We start from the raw sequence: 17,353 nt of genomic DNA, 5'->3' as shown, positions 1-17,353 counted from the left end.
CCACAAAAATATGCACCGCCCCCCTGAAATGACTGGAATATCCGACATGACCAAGCAACGCCTGACCCTGCCAGTCAAAGCACTGGCCCTGACCCTCGGCCTCTTCAGCTCGGCGCTGTTCGCTGCTGATGCACCGTTGAAAATCGGCACAACCGCCGCGTTCGCCATTCCCCTGGAGGCCGCCGTCGAAGAAGCCGGCAAACAAGGCCTGAAAGTCGAGCTGGTAGAGTTCAGCGACTGGATCGCGCCCAACGTCAGCCTGGCCTCCGGTGATATCGATGTGAATTACTTCCAGCACATCCCGTTCCTGGAAAATGCCAAGGCCGCCGCCGGATTCGACCTGGTGCCGTTTGCGCCAGGAATCATCAATAACGTCGGCCTCTATTCGAAAAAATACAAAAGCTTCGACGAACTGCCAGAAGGTGCCAGCGTCGCCATTGCCAACGACCCGATCAACAGCGGGCGCGGCCTGCAACTGTTGGCCAAGGCCGGGCTGATCAGCCTCAAGCCGGGTGTCGGCTACAAGGCCACCGAAGACGACATCGTCGCCAACCCGAAGAAGCTCAAGATCCTGCAGGTCGAAGCCGTGCAGTTGGTGCGCGCTTATGAAGACGCCGACCTGGTGCAGGGTTATCCCGCCTACATCCGCCTGGCCAAGACCTTCGATGCCAGCTCTGCCTTGCTGTTCGACGGCCTCGATCACAAGGAGTACGTGATTCAGTTCGTGATCCAGCCCAAGAGCAAGAACGACCCGCGGCTGATCAAGTTCGTCGACATCTACCAGCATTCGCCAGCCGTGCGCGCCGCCCTGGACAAGGCCCACGGCAAGCTCTACCAAGCCGGCTGGGAAAGCTGACATGAACGCCGTCAACCCTCGACTCCGACACCAAGCCCCCACGCTCCAGAGCGCCGAGCAGACCGAACTGCATCCGCTGCTCAACCGTGCCCATGTGCGCTTCATCGGCCTGGGCAAGACCTACAACGGTGCCCAAGGTCCGGTGGCCGCGCTGCAAGGCATCGACCTGGCGATCCAGCGCGGCGAGGTGTTCGGCATCATCGGCCGCAGCGGCGCCGGCAAGTCGTCGCTGATCCGCACCATCAACCGCCTCGAACAACCCAGCAGTGGCCGGGTGTTGATCGATCAGATAGATATCGGCGAGTTCGATGAAGACCGCCTGGTGGAACTGCGTCGGCGCATCGGCATGATCTTCCAGCACTTCAACCTGATGTCGGCCAAGACCGTGTGGCAGAACGTTGAGCTGCCGCTGAAAGTCGCCGGCGTGCCCAAGGAACAGCGCCAGCGCAAAGTCCGCGAGTTGCTGGAACTGGTCGGCCTGCAAGGCAAGCACAAGGCCTATCCCGCGCAGCTTTCCGGCGGGCAGAAACAGCGGGTGGGGATTGCCCGGGCGCTGGTGCATGACCCGCAGATCCTGCTGTGCGACGAGGCCACCTCGGCCCTGGACCCGGAGACCACTCAATCGATCCTCGGCCTGCTGCACGAGATCAACCAGCGGCTGGGCCTGACCATCGTGCTGATCACCCACGAGATGGCGGTGATTCGCGAAGTCTGCGACCGAGTGGTCGTGCTCGAGCAAGGGCGAATCGTCGAGCAGGGGCCAGTCTGGGAGGTCTTCGGCAACCCGCAACACGAGGTCAGCCGGACGCTGCTGGCGCCGTTGCAACACGCCATACCGCAGGAGCTGCAAAGCCGCTTGCAGGTGCAACCGGCGTCGGCGGACGCGGCGACCGTGCTGCGTCTGCAATTCACCGGCATCGATCGTGAGGAACCGGATCTTGCCGCCTTGTTCAGTGCCCTCGGCGGGCGGGTGCGATTGCTGCACGGTGGCATCGAACGGATTCAGGGCCACGGGCTGGGGCAACTGCTGCTGGCCGTGAGCGGTTCGTCGTGGGGCGCCGAGGAACTGCGGCAACGGGCGGGCAATTGGGCGCAACGGGTGGAGGTGCTGGGTTATGTGGTTTGATCGGTTGTTGCAGGGGTTCATCGACACCTTCCTGATGGTCGGCGTGTCATCGTTGATTGCGTTGTTGGCGGGCATACCGCTGGCAGTGATCCTGGTCACCAGCGGCAAGGGCGGGATCTATGAAGCGCCAGCCCTGAACCGGGCCCTGGGCGCGTTCGTGAACCTGTTCCGCTCGATACCGTTCCTGATTCTGATGGTGGCGCTGATTCCGTTCACCCGGCTGATCGTCGGCACTACGTATGGCGTGTGGGCCGCCGTCGTACCGCTGACCATCGCCGCCACGCCGTTCTTCGCCCGCATCGCCGAAGTCAGCCTGCGGGAAGTCGACCATGGCCTGATCGAAGCGGCCCAGGCCATGGGTTGCCGGCGCTGGCACATTGTCTGGCATGTGTTGCTGCCCGAAGCGTTACCGGGCATCGTCGGCGGCTTTACCATCACCTTGGTGACCATGATCAACTCTTCGGCCATGGCCGGAGCGATAGGCGCCGGCGGCCTGGGCGACATCGCCTACCGCTATGGCTACCAACGCTTCGACAGCCAGATCATGCTCACGGTGATCGTATTGCTGGTGGCGTTGGTGGCGGTGATCCAGTTGGGCGGCGACCGCCTGGCGCGCGGCTTGAATAAACGCTGACCATGGGAAAAGTTGACCTGTGGGAGCAAAGCTTGCTCGCGATAGCATTACTCCATCCAACATGGATGCCAACTGGACGACCGCAATCGCGAGCAAGCTTTGCTCCCACAGGCAGACCAACGGGCTTGCGGTATAGTCACCTGACGCTCCCCACTCAAGCCCCCGATCATGAAGCACACCACCGAAGACCTGCACGCCATCACTGCCACGACCTTGGGCCATTACAACGCCGTGGCAGAAAGCTTTCGCGAAGGCACCCGCGATCACGATGTCAGCCAGAACATCGACGCCTTGCTGCGCCATATCCAGGGCCAGGCACCGCTGCACATCCTGGATTTTGGCTGCGGCCCGGGGCGCGACTTGCGCACGTTCACCCGCCTGGGCCACGTCGCGGTCGGTCTCGACGGCTCGGCGGAATTTGCCCGGATGGCGCGCCAGGACAGCGGTTGCGAAGTGTGGCAACAGGACTTCCTGGCGCTCGACCTGCCGGCCGAGCGCTTTGACGGGATTTTCGCCAACGCGGTGCTGTTTCATGTGCCCGTCCAGGAACTGCCTCGGGTGCTCAAGCAACTGCACGCCACGCTCAAGCCCGGCGGTGTGCTGTTCAGCTCAAACCCTCGAGGCGAAAACCAGGAGGGCTGGAACGGCCAACGCTTCGGCGCCTACCACGACCTTGCGGCCTGGCGCACGCTGCTCGGCGACGCAGGCTTCGTGGAACTGGAGCATTACTACCGACCGGCTGGACTGCCCCGGGAGCAACAGCCTTGGTTGGCGAGTGTCTGGCGAAGACCTGCTTAGGATTTGAAGGCGCCATCGCGAGCAAGCTCGCTCCCACATTGGAACGGCGGTGCTCATAGACTATGAGTTCACAACTGATCAAGTGTGGGAGCGAGCTTGCTCGCGATAGCGGTGCAACAATCAATGAAGCTCGATGGTTTGGCCTCATCGCCTGGAAGCTTCACTCCTGTTTTTTCAACCACTTCTGCGACAACCGCTCCAGCCTTCCATCCTCCTTGATACGTGTCAGGGCATTGTCCAGGCTTGCCTTGAACGCCGGATTACCCTTCTGGAACGGAATCACCAGGCTCGGCGCCGGGACGCTCTTTTCTTCCGGCTGGAACGACTGCGCCATGACCAACGGACGTTGCGTCTGATCCTTGCTCGCCAGCAGTTGCGCATCCGGATGGCTGTAAGCAGTGCTGAGGTCGAAACGTTCCGCCAGTTCCGGGGTCATTGCTATGTGGTTGATGGCGACGTCGTACTTGCCGCTCTCCACCCCGCTCAGCAGGTCACCGGCATCGGTGACCACGAAGTCGGGGCGTACATCGAGCTCACTGGCAAGCATTTCGCCCAGTTCCACTTCGAAACCGGTGAGTTTGCCGTCTTCCTTGAAGTTGAAGGGCGCGGTATTGGCCTCGAGGGCAATGCGCAGTTCGCCACGGTCATTGATGTCATCGATCAGTTCGGCATGAGCCAGGGGACTCAAAAGGGGTAGCAGGCAAATCAGGCCAGGCAGAAAGCGCATGGTCACTCCTTTGTATTTATACAAGCGGCGCTCGTTTCAGGCTCGCTTTGCTATGGTTGTAGCAGGCTTCGACAACGATTGGTCATGAAGTTGTCATGGCCGAGCGGATTTCATGGAAAAACTGGAGAAAAAAATGAAAAGCTTTATGTCTCGTGCCACGTTGGCCGGCCTGTTGCTGGGTGCTTCGATGCTGGCAAGCGCCGCGACCCCGGCGCCCAAAGGTGCAGAAGTGTTCATCGTTTCCCCGGCAGACGGCGCCACCGTCGCCCAGGAATTCACGGTCAAGTTCGGCGTCAAGGATATCGCCCTGGCCCCGGCCGGCGATGTGACCAAAAATACTGGCCATCACCATTTGCTCATCGATGTCGACAAACTGCCCGCCGCCGGCGCTCCGATTCCAAACGACGCCAACCACATGCACTTCGGCAAGGCACAAACCCAGGCCACCATCAAACTGGCCCCGGGCAAGCACACCTTGCAATTGATCCTGGGTGACAGCGGCCACATGCCGTTCGATCCGTCGATCGTGTCCGAGAAAATCACCGTGGACGTGAAGTAACAGCCTATCGGTTGGCCCAACGCAGCCCCTGTGGGAGCGAGCTTGCTCGCGATGGCAGTCTGTCCGACACGTTAATATTGGCTGACATGCCGCCATCGCGAGCAAGCTCGCTCCCACGGAGTTTCCAGGTTGTGTGTGTCATAAAAAAACGGGAGCCCCTTGCGAGGCTCCCGTTTTTTTTGCCGGCCAGATCTGCTTAGAACAACACGCGGCAACGAATGGTGCCGTTGATGTGCTGCAGCTTCTCTTGCGCCAGGTCCGAGTATTCGGCGTCGACGTCGATCACCACGTAGCCGACTTTCTCGTTGGTCTGCAGGAACTGACCGGAAATGTTGATGCCGTTTTCGGCGAAGACCTTGTTGATCTCGCTCATCACACCCGGGATGTTTTCGTGGATGTGCAGCAAACGGTGCTTGCCAGGGTGTGCCGGCAGGGCCACTTCCGGGAAGTTCACGGACGATACCGAAGTACCGTTGTCGCTGTACTTGACCAGCTTTTCCGCCACTTCCAGACCGATGTTGGCCTGGGCTTCAGCGGTGGAACCGCCGATGTGCGGCGTCAGGATCACGTTGTCCAGGCCACGCAGCGGGCTTTCGAAGATGTCGTCGTTGGAGCGTGGCTCCACCGGGAACACATCGATGGCGGCGCCGATCAGGTGCTTGTCCTTGATCGCGTCGGCCAGGGCGTCGAGCTTGACCACGGTGCCGCGAGCGGCGTTGATCAGGATCCCGCCCTTCTTGATGGCACGGATTTCCTTCTCACCGATCATCCACTGGGTGGCAGCGGTTTCCGGCACGTGCAGGGTCACGATGTCGGACATGCCCAGCAACTCGTGCAGGTTGTTGACCTGGGTAGCGTTGCCCAGCGGCAGCTTGGTCACGGTGTCATAGAAGAACACCTGCATGCCAAGGCCTTCAGCCAGTACCGACAACTGGGTGCCGATCGAGCCGTAGCCCACGATACCCAGCTTCTTGCCGCGGATTTCAAAGGAGTTGGCCGCACTTTTGATCCAGCCACCACGGTGGCAGGAAGCGTTCTTCTCAGGGATGCCGCGCAGCAGCAGGATCGCTTCGGCCAGCACCAGTTCGGCAACGGAACGGGTATTGGAGTACGGCGCGTTGAACACCGCGATACCGCGCTCGCGCGCCGCGTTGAGGTCAACCTGGTTGGTACCGATGCAGAAGCAGCCGACCGCGACCAGTTTCTTGGCGTGGTCGAAGATTTCTTCGGTCAATTGGGTACGGGAGCGAATACCGATGAAGTGAGCATCGGCGATCTTTTCCTTGAGCTGGGCTTCCGGCAGAGAACTGGTGATGTACTCGATGCTGGTGTAGCCCGCCGACTTGAGGACGTCGACAGCCGATTGGTGGACGCCTTCGAGAAGAAGGAACTTGATCTTGCTCTTATCGAGAGAAGTCTTGCTCATCTGCGTAAACCTGTGTCCCGGAGAAAAATGGCAGGGAATCGGACAGCGCATGCTGGCCCGACCGGCGTGACAGCCGTCGCCGCAGAACAGCCGTTGGGCACTACGCTGCGGGGCCGGTATGCTAGCATATGCGACCTCCAAACACTCATTCTGCGACGTGAAGCGTCCTCAGGATGACCATGAAATGTTCGAGAGTTCTATCGATGACCCATCCTGCCGTAATAGATGAGCTGAAGACCCTGGTTGAGCCTGGCAAGGTCCTGACCGATGCCGACTCCCTGAACGCTTATGGCAAGGACTGGACCAAGCATTTTGCCCCTGCGCCTTCGGCCATCGTCTTTCCCAAGACCACCGAACAGGTCCAGGCCATCGTGCGCTGGGCCAACGCGCACAAAATCGCGCTGGTGCCATCGGGCGGACGTACCGGGCTTTCCGCCGCAGCCGTGGCGGCCAACGGCGAAGTGGTCGTGTCGTTCGACTACATGAACCAGGTGCTCAACGTGAACCTCACCGACCGCACCGCGGTCTGCCAGCCTGGCGTGGTCACCGAACAACTGCAGAACAAGGCCGAAGAACATGGCCTGTACTACCCGGTAGACTTCGCTTCGGCAGGCTCAAGCCAGATTGGCGGCAATATCGGCACCAATGCCGGCGGAATCAAGGTCATTCGCTACGGCATGACCCGCAACTGGGTGGCGGGCATGAAGGTCGTCACCGGCAAGGGTGACCTGCTGGAGCTGAACAAGGACCTGATCAAGAACGCCACCGGCTACGACTTGCGGCAGCTGTTCATCGGCGCCGAGGGCACCCTGGGCTTCGTGGTCGAGGCCACCATGCGCCTGGACCGTGCGCCGAAAAATCTTACCGCCATGGTGCTCGGCACGGCGGATTTCGATTCGATCATGCCGGTGCTGCACGCCTTCCAGGGCAAGCTGGACCTGACCGCCTTCGAATTTTTCTCCGACAAGGCCCTGGCCAAGGTCCTCGGTCGCGGCGACGTGCCGGCACCGTTCGAAACCGAGTGCCCGTTCTACGCCCTGCTGGAATTCGAAGCCACCACTGAAGAAGTCGCCAATCACGCCCTGGAAACCTTCGAGCATTGCGTGGAACAAGGCTGGGTGCTGGACGGCGTGATGAGCCAGAGCGAAACCCAGCTGCAGAACCTGTGGAAGCTGCGCGAATACATCTCCGAAACCATCTCGCACTGGACGCCGTACAAAAACGACATCTCGGTGACCGTCTCCAAGGTTCCGGGTTTCTTGCGGGAGATCGACGCGATCGTCGGCGAACACTACCCGGATTTCGAAATCGTCTGGTTCGGCCACATCGGCGACGGCAACCTGCACCTGAACATCCTCAAGCCGGAAAACCTGAGCAAGGATGAGTTCTTCGCCAAATGCGCGACCGTGAACAAATGGGTCTTTGAAACCGTCGAGAAGTACAACGGCTCGATTTCCGCCGAGCACGGCGTGGGCATGACCAAGCGCGACTACCTGACCTATAGTCGTTCGCCAGTGGAAATCGAGTACATGAAAGCGGTGAAGGCGGTATTCGACCCGAACGGCATCATGAACCCGGGCAAGATTTTCGCGATTTGACGCCTAAAAACACCTGATGAATCCCAGAAGCAGGAGTCGGTAATGAGCTATCAGCACCAGTATGTCGACGGTACACGTATTCATTTCCCGGTCGGGAAAGTGGTGTGCATTGGCCGCAACTACGCCGAACATGCAAAGGAACTGGATAACCCGGTGCCCACCGAACCCTTGCTGTTCATCAAGCCGGGCAGTTGCGTGGTGCCACTGGAAGGCGGTTTCAGCATTCCTGCCGACCGCGGCTCGGTGCATTACGAGGCGGAAATCGCCGTGCTGATCGGCAAGCCGCTGTCGCCACGCCCAAGCGCCGAGGAAGTGCTGGACGCCATCTCCGGCTTCGCCCCGGCCCTGGACCTGACCCTGCGGGACAAGCAGGCCGAGCTCAAGGCCAAGGGCCTGCCCTGGGAGGTTGCCAAATCCTTCGACGGCGCGGCGGTGCTCGCCCCGTTCGTGTCGAGCGGCACCTTTGCCGACCTGACCGACATCCCCGTTCGCCTGACCATCAACGGTGAGGTGCGCCAGGACGGCAACAGCAGCCTGATGCTCAACCCCATCGTGCCGATGATCCAATACATGGCCGGCTGCTTCTCGCTGCAGGCCGGCGACGTGATCCTCACCGGCACCCCGGCGGGCGTCGGGCCGTTGAATGCAGGGGATGAACTGATCCTGGAGTTGCCGGGAGCGAGCCGCTTCGACAGCAGCGTTCGCTAACGGTTAAACCTGTTCCCCTGTGGGAGCGAGCTTGCTCGCGATGAGGCCATCACATCCAACATAGATGTTGGCTGACACACCGCTATCGCGAGCAAGCTCGCTCCCACAGGGTGGACGGGTGGAGACCTCTCCCACCCTTTGCCATTTTTTTCACATGCCATCCGGATAATTCCGGGGAATGCGGCATCTGAGCCAGCCATTCCCCTAGCCGAATTTTCTGGAACGCATTCCCCGATGGCCAAAACCCAAGCACTGTCTGCCGCCAAACCTGCCCGCCGCTCCCGCTTCGCCCTGCCCTGGTATGCCTGGTCGCTGCTGGCGGTGGCCGCGGCCTATGGCCTGGCGTTCGCGATGCATTGGGACGACCGCGGCCTGCTTTGGCTATCGGAACACTTCCAGAGCCCGGCCCAGCGCCAGGAAAGCATCTGGCTCCCGGACTACCGCGCCGTGATCGACGCCAAGCCACTACCCGGCATGGAGAAGGACGAAGCGTCCGATGTGACCTACAACCCGCAGACCAAGACCCTGTTCGCCGTCATGGGCAAGAACCCATTCCTGGTGGAACTGAGCCTGCAAGGCGATGTGCTGCGCAAGATGCCCTTGGTGGGTTGGAGCAACCCCGAGGGCGTGGCCTATATGGAAAACGGCTTACTGGCCATCACCGACGAACGAAGTCACACGCTGACCATCGTCCACGTTGATGCCGATACCCGCGAACTGAACAATGCCAACTTCCCTCACTATGATCTCGGCCCCTCCAAGAACCAGAACAAAGGGTTCGAAGGGATCGTCTGGGACCCGCGCAACCAGCAACTGGTGCTCGGAGAGGAACGCCCGCCGGCGCTGTTCACCTGGAAAAGCGATGGCAGCCAGTCGCTCAAGGGCGACAAGCAGATCCACACCAGCAATGAACTGGACCTGCGCAACCTTTCGGCACTGGCGGTCGACCCGCGCACCGGGCACATGCTGGTGCTTTCGGCCGACTCCCATCTGCTGCTGGAACTGGACGAAAAAGGCGAGCAGGTCAGCTTCATGACCCTGCTGGGCGGCTTCAACGACTTGAAAGACACGATCCCTCGTGCCGAAGGTGTCACCGTCGATGAGGCCGGCAATCTGTACATGGTCAGCGAACCGAATCTGTTCTATCGTTTCGAAAAGCAGCGCTGACAGCACTGACTCTGTAGGATAAATCCTCTTTCGTTGTAGGGTGTGGCACACAGCCATTAAGCTTCAGTTCAGGCAGCCGTGGTATTTCCACCCACCTGTTCTTATCCGAGCCCACCCCAACATGCGTCGACTCGCCCGCCCCAAGCCCTTGAGCCTGATACTGCTGACCCTGGCGCTGATCTGCCTGATCGCCGCCGGCCAGCATCTGCGCCTATTCGAACGCGCCTGGTTCAACCTCAACACGCTCTGGAAAACCACCAGCGAACAGGCCATCGCCCTGGACCAATACCGGGTCACGGTCGAGGCGCAGGTGATCGAAGGCCTGGACGATGACGTTTCAGCGCTGACGTTCGACCCGATCCGCAAGAGCCTCTTCACCGTCACCAATAAGAATGCCGAGCTGGTGGAGTTGTCGCTGGACGGCAAGATTTTGCGGCGCATCGCCCTGATCGGCTTTGGCGATCCGGAGGCGGTGGAATTCATCAGCGAAGACATCTACGTCATCACCGACGAGCGCCAGCAGCGGCTGATCAAGATTCGCCTGGAAGACAACACCCAGTTCCTCGACGCCGCCGAAGCCGAACAGATGACCCTGGGCGTGCACATGAGCGGCAACAAGGGGTTCGAAGGATTGGCCTACGATTCGGTGGGCAAACGGCTGTTCGTGGCGAAGGAACGCGACCCGATGCTGATTTATGAAGTGCATGGGTTTCCCCACCACAATCCGGAAAAGTCCTATGCAGTCCATGTGATCAACAACCCCAAGCGCGATGCCGGGCTGTTCGTACGCGACCTCTCAAGCCTGCAATACGACGAGCGCAGCGGCCATTTGCTGGCGCTGTCCGAGGAGTCGCGGTTGATTATCGAATTGGATATCGACGGCCGGCCGTTGAGCACGCTGTCGTTGAGCAAGGGGCGCCAGGGCCTGCAAAAAACCGTGCCCCAGGCCGAAGGCCTCGCCATGGACGACGATGGCAACCTGTATCTGGTGAGCGAGCCGAATCTGTTCTACGTGTTCAAGAAACCGCAGCCTTGATCCACTTACCCTGAACAACAAACCAATGTGGGAGCGAGCAAGCTCGCTCCCACAAGGGTTACTTCACTCAAAAGAGCAGGTTATTCAGCCCGCAGGGTCTTCACCCCTTCAGGGGTCCCCAGCAACAGCACATCCGCCGGCCGGGCAGCGAACAAGCCGTTGGTGACCACGCCAACGATAGCGTTGATCTGGCTTTCCAGCGCCACCGGATTTGTGATCTGCAAGTTATACACATCCAGGATGATATTGCCGTTATCGGTCAACACGCCTTCGCGATACACCGGGTCGCCGCCCAGCTTCACCAGTTCGCGGGCCACATGACTGCGGGCCATCGGGATGACTTCCACTGGCAATGGGAACGCGCCTAGCACCGGCACCAGTTTGCTGGCGTCGGCGATGCAGATAAAGGTCTTGGCCACGGCCGCGACGATCTTCTCGCGCGTCAGGGCCGCGCCGCCGCCCTTGATCAGGTTCAGGTGTGCATCGCTTTCGTCGGCACCGTCGATGTAGAACTCCAGGTCGCTCACGGTGTTGAGCTCGTACACTGGAATCCCATGGCCCTTGAGGCGCGCGGCGGTGGCTTCGGAGCTGGCGACCGCGCCGTCGAATGCGCCCTTGTGCCTGGCCAGCGCGTCGATGAAGCAGTTGGCCGTGGAGCCGGTGCCGACCCCGACGATGCTCTTGTCATCCAGCTTCGGGAGGATAAGGTCGACAGCGGCCTGGGCCACGGCCTGTTTGAGTTGATCCTGGGTCATGCGGGCTCCGAAGGTGCCGAGAGGGAACGAAAGGCCGGCATTATAGGCGTAGAAACCGTGGCGAGGGAGCTTGCTCCCGCTTGAGTGCGAAGCGCTCATCGCTTTTTCTGGGGCCGCTACGCGACCAGCGGGAGCAAGCTCCCTCGCCACGGGGGTTTCTGTGCCCAAAGTGCCTTAATTCGTGTGGTCGCCCAGCCAAAAGCCGGGTTAGACTCCTTGGCCCTGCCCAACCCGCTCAGTGATGCTTTCCGATGCTTGAACAGTACGTCAAAAAGATCCTCACCTCGCGCGTTTACGACGTTGCCGTAGAAACCCCGCTGCAGACCGCTCGCCAGCTCTCAGAGCGGCTGGGCAACAGCATTTTGCTCAAGCGTGAAGACTTGCAGCCGGTGTTCTCGTTCAAGATTCGCGGGGCCTACAACAAGCTGACCCAGCTCAGCGACGAAGAGCGCGCACGCGGCGTGGTCACGGCTTCGGCGGGCAACCACGCCCAGGGCCTGGCCCTGGCGGCCAAGGTGCTGGGCGTCAAGGCCACCATCGTAATGCCCAAGACCACCCCGGAAATCAAGGTCGAAGGCGTGCGCTCGCGTGGCGGCAAGGTGGTGCTGCACGGTGACTCGTTCCCCGAAGCCCTGGCCTACTCACTGAAACTGGTCGACGAAAAGGGCTACGTCTACATTCACCCGTATGACGATCCCCACACCATTGCCGGGCAGGGCACCGTGGCGATGGAAATCCTGCGCCAGCACCCGGGGCGCCTGGATGCGATCTTCGTCCCGGTGGGCGGTGGCGGGCTGATTGCCGGGATCGCGGCCTACGTGAAATACCTGCGCCCGGACATCAAGGTCATCGGCGTCGAGCCGGACGATTCCAATTGCCTGCAAGCGGCCATGGCTGCTGGCGAGCGCGTGGTCCTGCCGACCGTGGGGCTGTTCGCCGACGGCGTCGCCGTGGCGCAGATCGGCCAGCACACCTTCGATATCTGCAAGCACTACGTGGACGAAGTCATCACTGTCAGCACCGACGAGATCTGCGCAGCGATCAAGGACATCTACGACGATACCCGCTCGATCACCGAACCTGCCGGCGCCCTGGGCGTGGCCGGGATCAAGAAGTACGTCGAGTCGCGGGGTGTCAGCGGCCAGACCCTGGTGGCCATCGATTCCGGCGCCAACGTCAACTTCGACCGCTTGCGCCACGTGGCCGAGCGCGCCGAACTGGGCGAGGGCCGCGAAGCGATCATCGCCGTGACCATCCCCGAGAAGCCGGGCAGCTTCAAGGCGTTCTGCGAAGCCGTCGGCAAGCGCCAGATCACCGAATTCAACTATCGCTACAACACCGGCAGCGAAGCGCACATCTTCGTTGGCGTGCAGACCCACCCGGAAAACGACCCGCGCAGCGCGCTGATCGCCAGCCTGACCGAACAAGGCTTCCCGGTGCTGGACCTGACCGACAATGAACTGGCCAAGTTGCACATTCGCCACATGGTGGGCGGGCATGCGGCCCATGTCATCGACGAAGTGGTGCTGCGCTTCGAATTCCCGGAACGCCCGGGTGCGCTGTTCAACTTCCTCAACAAGCTGGGCGGGCGCTGGAACATCTCGATGTTCCACTACCGCAACCATGGCGCGGCGGATGGCCGTGTGGTCGCCGGGCTCCAGGTACCGCACGATGAGCGCCACCTGGTGCCAGCCGCCCTGGAAGAAATCGGCTACCCGTACTGGGATGAAAGCGATAACCCGGCCTATCAACTGTTCCTGGGTTGATAAAGCCGGGCTAGGCTGTGAGCAAGACTTAAGGAAAATCCAACAATGGAAACATTAACTGCGCTGAAGATCGCTCACGTCATCGCCACCGTACTGCTGCTGGCGGGCGCCCTGGGGCTGGCCGTCTGGGTCTGGCGCACGCGCCGCAACGGCGATGCCACGGCGGCGGCGCGCACGCTGCAACGTCCGCGGCTGTTCATCTGGCTGGTGATGATCCTGGCACTGGCAAGCCTGCCCTTCACGGGCTGGTGGATGGTGCATCAGGTTGGCTGGCCGCTGGGGCAGACCTGGCTGTTGGCTTCCAGCGTGCTCTACACCGTGGCGGCGCTGGCGGGGTTCTGGCTGGTGGTGCGACTGAACAAACTGCGCAAGACGCCGACGGTGGGCAATGGCAGGTTCACCTTTGCCCTGGCGGTGTTCAGCATGGTCTGCTTTATCGCCATTGCGGGGTTGATGGGGGCCAAGCCGGTTTAAGGCTTGGGACCGCGTCGCCCCCATCGCGAGCAAGCTCGCTCCCACAGAGGTTGTGTGATTGACGCAAATCCATTGTGGGAGCGAGCTTGCTCGCGATAGCTATTTCAACCGCGCAGACTGATCACCGGCCAACCCCGCTTATCAGCCTCGGCCCGCAGATTCGGATCCGGATCCACCGCCACCGGATGCGTCACCACTTCCAGCAGCGCCAGGTCGTTCATCGAATCGCTATAGAAATAGCTGCCATCAAGCGAATGCCCGGTTTCTTCCAGCCAACGGTTCAGCCGGGTCACCTTGCCCTCGCGAAAGCATGGAACATCGGTGCTGCGCCCGCTGTAGCGACCGTCGATCATTTCACATTCAGTGGCAATCAGCGTCTCGACGCCCAGGCGCTCGGCAATCGGCCCGGTGACAAAGCGGTTGGTCGCGGTAATGATCACCAGCTTGTCGCCGGCGTCACGGTGCTTTTTCAACAGGTCCAGGGCCTGGGGCAACACGATCGGCTCGATGCAGTCGCGCATGTAGTCCAGGTGCCACTGGGCCAGCACGTGCATTTCGGTACGACCGAGGATTTCCAGGCAAAAATTCAGGTACTCGGCATTGTCGAGCTTGCCGGCCAGGTAATCCTGGTAGAACTCGTCGTTGCGTGCCTTGTAGGTGACAGCGTCCAGGAAACCGCGCTCGCACAGGTAATCACCCCACGCGTGGTCGCTGTCGCCGCCCAGCAAGGTGTTGTCCAAGTCGAATAAAGCCAGCCGCATTGCAGTTACTCGCTGAAAAATCTGAAGAAAGGCGTCCAGAATACGGACTTTTCACAAGAGTGCACATAAGGTGATGGCCTGTGTGGCTAACTACACAGGCCACTGCGCAGGCTCGTTGCTGCTTTCACAACCTTTGTGGAACAATGCGGCGACATGCGTTTGCGAGGTTGTTGCCGTGATCGACCCCGATGGTTTCCGCCCCAATGTGGGGATCATTCTGACGAATGATGCAGGGCAGGTGCTATGGGCTCGCCGTATCAATCAAGACGCCTGGCAGTTTCCCCAGGGTGGGATCAACCCCCAGGAGACGCCGGAAGAGGCCTTGTACCGCGAGTTGAATGAAGAAGTGGGGCTTGAGCGAGAAGATGTCGAAATACTCGCCTGCACCCGCGGCTGGTTGCGCTATCGTTTGCCGCAACGCTTGGTCAGGACGCACAGCCAACCGCTGTGCATCGGCCAGAAGCAGAAATGGTTTCTCCTGCGCCTGATCTCCAACGAGCAGCGGGTGCGGATGGATTTGACCGGTAAACCGGAGTTCGATGGCTGGCGCTGGGTCAGCTATTGGTATCCGTTGGGCCAGGTAGTGACATTCAAGCGCGAAGTCTACCGACGCGCTCTCAAAGAGCTTGCCCCGCGCCTGCTGACGCGCGACTGACGACGGAGTTCGACCCCGAGCCATGCTCAATACGCTGCGCAAGATCGTCCAGGAAGTTAACTCCGCCAAGGATCTCAAGGCGGCGTTGGGGATTATTGTATTGCGTGTCAAAGAGGCCATGGGCAGCCAGGTCTGCTCGGTCTACCTGCTGGACCCCGAGACCAATCGTTTCGTGCTGATGGCCACCGAGGGCTTGAACAAGCGCTCCATCGGCAAAGTCAGCATGGCCCCCAATGAAGGCCTGGTCGGTCTGGTCGGCACACGTGAAGAACCCCTGAACCTCGAAAACGCCGCGGATCACCCGCGCTACCGCTACTTTGCCGAAACTGGCGAAGAACGCTACGCCTCGTTCCTCGGGGCACCGATCATCCACCACCGCCGCGTTGTCGGCGTGTTGGTCATCCAGCAAAAAGAGCGCCGCCAGTTCGACGAAGGTGAAGAAGCCTTCCTCGTGACCATGAGCGCGCAACTGGCCGGGGTTATCGCCCACGCCGAGGCCACCGGCTCGATCAGCGGCCTGGGTCGCCAGGGCAAGGGCATCCAAGAAGCCAAGTTCGTCGGCGTACCGGGTTCACCGGGCGCGGCAGTGGGCACGGCGGTGGTCATGTTGCCGCCCGCCGACCTCGACGTGGTGCCGGACAAGGCCATCACCGATATCGACGCCGAACTGGGGTTGTTCAAGACCGCCATTGAAGGCGTGCGCGCCGACATGCGCGCCCTGTCGGCCAAGCTGGCAACACAGCTGCGTCCAGAAGAGCGCGCGTTGTTCGACGTTTACCTGATGATGCTCGACGATGCCTCCCTGGGCAGCGAAGTGACCACCGTCATCAAGACTGGCCAGTGGGCCCAGGGCGCACTGCGTCAGGTGGTGACCGACCACGTCAACCGTTTCGAACTGATGGACGACGCCTACCTGCGCGAGCGGGCCTCGGACGTCAAGGACCTTGGCCGCCGGTTGCTGGCCTACTTGCAGCAAGAGCGCCAGCAGACCCTGGTCTACCCCGACAACACCATCCTGGTCAGCGAAGAGCTGACCCCGGCCATGCTCGGCGAAGTGCCCGAAGGCAAGCTGGCGGGGCTGGTCTCGGTATTGGGTTCGGGCAACTCCCACGTGGCGATCCTGGCCCGGGCCATGGGCATCCCGACGGTGATGGGCCTGGTGGACCTGCCGTACTCCAAGGTCGACGGCATCCAGATGATCGTCGATGGCTACCACGGCGAGGTCTATACCAACCCCAGCGACGTGCTGCGCAAGCAGTTTGCCGATGTGGTCGAGGAAGAAAAGCAACTGTCCCTGGGCCTGGACGCGCTGCGGGACCTGCCATGCGTGACCCTCGACGGCCATCGCATGCCATTGTGGGTCAACACCGGCCTGCTGGCCGACGTGGCCCGGGCGCAGAAACGTGGCGCCGAGGGTGTGGGCCTGTACCGCACCGAAGTGCCGTTCATGATCAACCAGCGCTTCCCCAGCGAAAAGGAACAGCTGGCGATCTACCGCGAACAACTGGCCGCGTTCCACCCGCAACCGGTGACCATGCGCAGCCTGGACATCGGCGGCGACAAGTCCCTGTCCTACTTCCCGATCAAGGAAGACAACCCGTTCCTCGGCTGGCGCGGCATCCGCGTGACGCTCGACCACCCGGAAATCTTCCTGGTCCAGGCCCGGGCCATGCTCAAGGCCAGCGAGGGCCTGAACAACCTGCGCATCCTGTTGCCAATGATCTCCGGCACCCATGAACTGGAAGAAGCCCTGCACCTGATCCACCGGGCCTGGGGCGAGGTGCGCGACGAAGGCACCGACGTGCCGATGCCGCCGGTGGGCGTGATGATCGAGATTCCCGCAGCGGTGTACCAGACCAAGGAACTGGCACGGCAGGTGGATTTCCTGTCGGTGGGCTCCAACGACCTGACCCAATACCTGCTGGCCGTGGACCGTAACAACCCACGGGTGGCGGACCTGTACGACTACCTGCACCCGGCGGTGCTGCAAGCCTTGCAGAACGTGGTGCGCGACGCCCATGCCGAAGGCAAGCCGGTGAGCATCTGCGGCGAAATGGCCGGCGACCCGGCAGCGGCCGTGCTGTTGATGGCGATGGGTTTTGACAGCCTGTCGATGAACGCCACCAACTTGCCGAAAGTGAAGTGGATGCTGCGCCAGATCAACCTCAGCAAGGCCCAGGAATTGCTGGCGGAAGTCATGACCATCGACAACCCGCAAGTGATCCACAGTTCCCTGCAACTGGCGCTGAAGAACCTTGGTTTGGCGCGGATGATCAATCCGGCTTCGAACAAGACCCTCTAAGCCAG

Annotated in this window: 17 protein-coding genes; 13 read left to right on the top strand and 4 right to left on the bottom strand. The window is 61.1% G+C overall.

Features of this window, described 5'->3' with window-relative positions; translation table 11 throughout:
• Positions 1-46 precede the first annotated feature (46 nt).
• From KI237_RS01610 to KI237_RS01595, 4 genes are all read left to right on the top strand, one after another.
• Complete coding sequence (locus KI237_RS01610) at positions 47-856, top strand: MetQ/NlpA family ABC transporter substrate-binding protein (RefSeq protein ID WP_212798516.1); 810 nt, start codon at positions 47-49, stop codon at positions 854-856.
• A gap of 1 nt (position 857) precedes the next feature.
• Positions 858-1,982 carry a methionine ABC transporter ATP-binding protein gene (locus KI237_RS01605; RefSeq protein ID WP_212798515.1) on the top strand — a complete coding sequence of 375 codons (1,125 nt, stop codon included), beginning with the start codon at positions 858-860 and terminating at the stop codon, positions 1,980-1,982.
• Entirely contained in the window at positions 1,972-2,616 is a 645-nt protein-coding gene (locus KI237_RS01600) for a methionine ABC transporter permease (protein ID WP_025211262.1), read from the top strand. Before KI237_RS01605 ends, KI237_RS01600 begins: the two co-directional genes overlap by 11 nt.
• Before the next feature lie 168 nt (positions 2,617-2,784).
• Complete coding sequence (locus KI237_RS01595; RefSeq protein WP_212798514.1) at positions 2,785-3,414, top strand: class I SAM-dependent methyltransferase; 630 nt, start codon at positions 2,785-2,787, stop codon at positions 3,412-3,414.
• A gap of 160 nt (positions 3,415-3,574) precedes the next feature.
• On the opposite strand, the gene KI237_RS01590 is transcribed toward KI237_RS01595, so the two are convergent.
• Positions 3,575-4,141, bottom strand: coding sequence for a transporter substrate-binding domain-containing protein (locus KI237_RS01590; protein WP_212798513.1), 567 nt, complete (start codon positions 4,139-4,141; stop codon positions 3,575-3,577).
• 133 nt (positions 4,142-4,274) lie between these two features.
• Between KI237_RS01590 and KI237_RS01585 the strand changes: the two genes are divergently transcribed.
• Positions 4,275-4,700, top strand: a complete 426-nt coding sequence (locus KI237_RS01585; protein WP_212798512.1) for a DUF4399 domain-containing protein — start codon at positions 4,275-4,277, stop codon at positions 4,698-4,700.
• Between the two features lie 196 nt (positions 4,701-4,896).
• Here the strand turns inward: KI237_RS01585 and serA are convergent, their stop codons facing one another.
• Positions 4,897-6,126 carry a phosphoglycerate dehydrogenase gene (gene serA / locus KI237_RS01580; protein ID WP_003186856.1) on the bottom strand — a complete coding sequence of 410 codons (1,230 nt, stop codon included), beginning with the start codon at positions 6,124-6,126 and terminating at the stop codon, positions 4,897-4,899.
• Positions 6,127-6,329: 203 nt separating this feature from the next.
• On the opposite strand from serA, the gene KI237_RS01575 reads away from it, so the two are divergent.
• The 4 genes from KI237_RS01575 (at position 6,330) to KI237_RS01560 (ending at position 10,635) form a co-directional block, all read left to right on the top strand.
• Positions 6,330-7,724, top strand: coding sequence for a D-2-hydroxyglutarate dehydrogenase (locus KI237_RS01575; RefSeq protein ID WP_212798511.1), 1,395 nt, complete (start codon positions 6,330-6,332; stop codon positions 7,722-7,724).
• Between the two features lie 42 nt (positions 7,725-7,766).
• On the top strand, positions 7,767-8,432 hold the full coding sequence (locus KI237_RS01570; RefSeq protein ID WP_212798510.1) for a fumarylacetoacetate hydrolase family protein: 666 nt from the start codon (positions 7,767-7,769) through the stop codon (positions 8,430-8,432).
• 234 nt (positions 8,433-8,666) lie between these two features.
• A complete protein-coding gene (locus tag KI237_RS01565; protein ID WP_212798509.1) occupies positions 8,667-9,599 on the top strand; it encodes an SdiA-regulated domain-containing protein in 933 nt (310 codons plus the stop codon).
• A 121-nt stretch (positions 9,600-9,720) separates the two neighbouring features.
• Positions 9,721-10,635: an SdiA-regulated domain-containing protein gene (locus KI237_RS01560; protein ID WP_212798508.1), complete on the top strand. Its 915-nt coding sequence runs from the start codon at positions 9,721-9,723 to the stop codon at positions 10,633-10,635.
• 80 nt (positions 10,636-10,715) lie between these two features.
• Here the strand turns inward: KI237_RS01560 and rpiA are convergent, their stop codons facing one another.
• Positions 10,716-11,390 (bottom strand): ribose-5-phosphate isomerase RpiA, encoded by a 675-nt coding sequence (rpiA, locus tag KI237_RS01555; protein WP_212798507.1) that lies wholly within the window; start codon positions 11,388-11,390, stop codon positions 10,716-10,718.
• 251 nt (positions 11,391-11,641) lie between these two features.
• Here rpiA and ilvA point away from each other — a divergent pair, with 251 nt between their 5' ends.
• Positions 11,642-13,156, top strand: coding sequence for a threonine ammonia-lyase, biosynthetic (ilvA, locus tag KI237_RS01550; protein ID WP_109751891.1), 1,515 nt, complete (start codon positions 11,642-11,644; stop codon positions 13,154-13,156).
• A gap of 45 nt (positions 13,157-13,201) precedes the next feature.
• On the top strand, positions 13,202-13,630 hold the full coding sequence (locus KI237_RS01545; RefSeq protein WP_212798506.1) for a DUF2269 family protein: 429 nt from the start codon (positions 13,202-13,204) through the stop codon (positions 13,628-13,630).
• 104 nt (positions 13,631-13,734) lie between these two features.
• Here KI237_RS01545 and KI237_RS01540 read toward each other — a convergent pair whose 3' ends face one another.
• Positions 13,735-14,391 (bottom strand): histidinol-phosphatase, encoded by a 657-nt coding sequence (locus KI237_RS01540; RefSeq protein WP_212798505.1) that lies wholly within the window; start codon positions 14,389-14,391, stop codon positions 13,735-13,737.
• Positions 14,392-14,566: 175 nt separating this feature from the next.
• Here KI237_RS01540 and KI237_RS01535 point away from each other — a divergent pair, with 175 nt between their 5' ends.
• Both KI237_RS01535 and ptsP read left to right on the top strand, forming a co-directional pair.
• The gene (locus KI237_RS01535) at positions 14,567-15,046 is read left to right on the top strand and encodes an RNA pyrophosphohydrolase (protein WP_003186867.1); all 480 of its coding nucleotides are present in this window, start codon (positions 14,567-14,569) and stop codon (positions 15,044-15,046) included.
• Positions 15,047-15,068: 22 nt separating this feature from the next.
• Positions 15,069-17,348 carry a phosphoenolpyruvate--protein phosphotransferase gene (ptsP, locus tag KI237_RS01530; RefSeq protein WP_116833926.1) on the top strand — a complete coding sequence of 760 codons (2,280 nt, stop codon included), beginning with the start codon at positions 15,069-15,071 and terminating at the stop codon, positions 17,346-17,348.
• Positions 17,349-17,353: the final 5 nt, after the last annotated feature.

The sequence above is a fragment of the Pseudomonas sp. St316 genome (assembly GCF_018325905.1).
GTDB lineage: Bacteria > Pseudomonadota > Gammaproteobacteria > Pseudomonadales > Pseudomonadaceae > Aquipseudomonas.
Note: the sequence above shows the minus strand (reverse complement) of the source record. Positions and strands in the feature narration are given on the sequence as shown.

Bases quoted from the DNA above. Each gene is read 5' to 3' on its own strand.
- KI237_RS01595 (WP_212798514.1), top strand. From the start codon at position 2,785: ATGAAGCACACCACCGAAGACCTGCACGCCATCACTGCCACGACCTTG.
- KI237_RS01590 (WP_212798513.1), bottom strand. From the start codon at position 4,141: ATGCGCTTTCTGCCTGGCCTGATTTGCCTGCTACCCCTTTTGAGTCCC.
- KI237_RS01545 (WP_212798506.1), top strand. From the start codon at position 13,202: ATGGAAACATTAACTGCGCTGAAGATCGCTCACGTCATCGCCACCGTA.
- KI237_RS01565 (WP_212798509.1), top strand. From the start codon at position 8,667: ATGGCCAAAACCCAAGCACTGTCTGCCGCCAAACCTGCCCGCCGCTCC.
- KI237_RS01560 (WP_212798508.1), top strand. From the start codon at position 9,721: ATGCGTCGACTCGCCCGCCCCAAGCCCTTGAGCCTGATACTGCTGACC.
- serA (WP_003186856.1), bottom strand. From the start codon at position 6,126: ATGAGCAAGACTTCTCTCGATAAGAGCAAGATCAAGTTCCTTCTTCTC.
- KI237_RS01575 (WP_212798511.1), top strand. From the start codon at position 6,330: ATGACCCATCCTGCCGTAATAGATGAGCTGAAGACCCTGGTTGAGCCT.
- KI237_RS01570 (WP_212798510.1), top strand. From the start codon at position 7,767: ATGAGCTATCAGCACCAGTATGTCGACGGTACACGTATTCATTTCCCG.
- KI237_RS01605 (WP_212798515.1), top strand. From the start codon at position 858: ATGAACGCCGTCAACCCTCGACTCCGACACCAAGCCCCCACGCTCCAG.
- ptsP (WP_116833926.1), top strand. From the start codon at position 15,069: ATGCTCAATACGCTGCGCAAGATCGTCCAGGAAGTTAACTCCGCCAAG.
- rpiA (WP_212798507.1), bottom strand. From the start codon at position 11,390: ATGACCCAGGATCAACTCAAACAGGCCGTGGCCCAGGCCGCTGTCGAC.
- KI237_RS01540 (WP_212798505.1), bottom strand. From the start codon at position 14,391: ATGCGGCTGGCTTTATTCGACTTGGACAACACCTTGCTGGGCGGCGAC.
- KI237_RS01610 (WP_212798516.1), top strand. From the start codon at position 47: ATGACCAAGCAACGCCTGACCCTGCCAGTCAAAGCACTGGCCCTGACC.
- KI237_RS01600 (WP_025211262.1), top strand. From the start codon at position 1,972: ATGTGGTTTGATCGGTTGTTGCAGGGGTTCATCGACACCTTCCTGATG.
- KI237_RS01585 (WP_212798512.1), top strand. From the start codon at position 4,275: ATGAAAAGCTTTATGTCTCGTGCCACGTTGGCCGGCCTGTTGCTGGGT.
- ilvA (WP_109751891.1), top strand. From the start codon at position 11,642: ATGCTTGAACAGTACGTCAAAAAGATCCTCACCTCGCGCGTTTACGAC.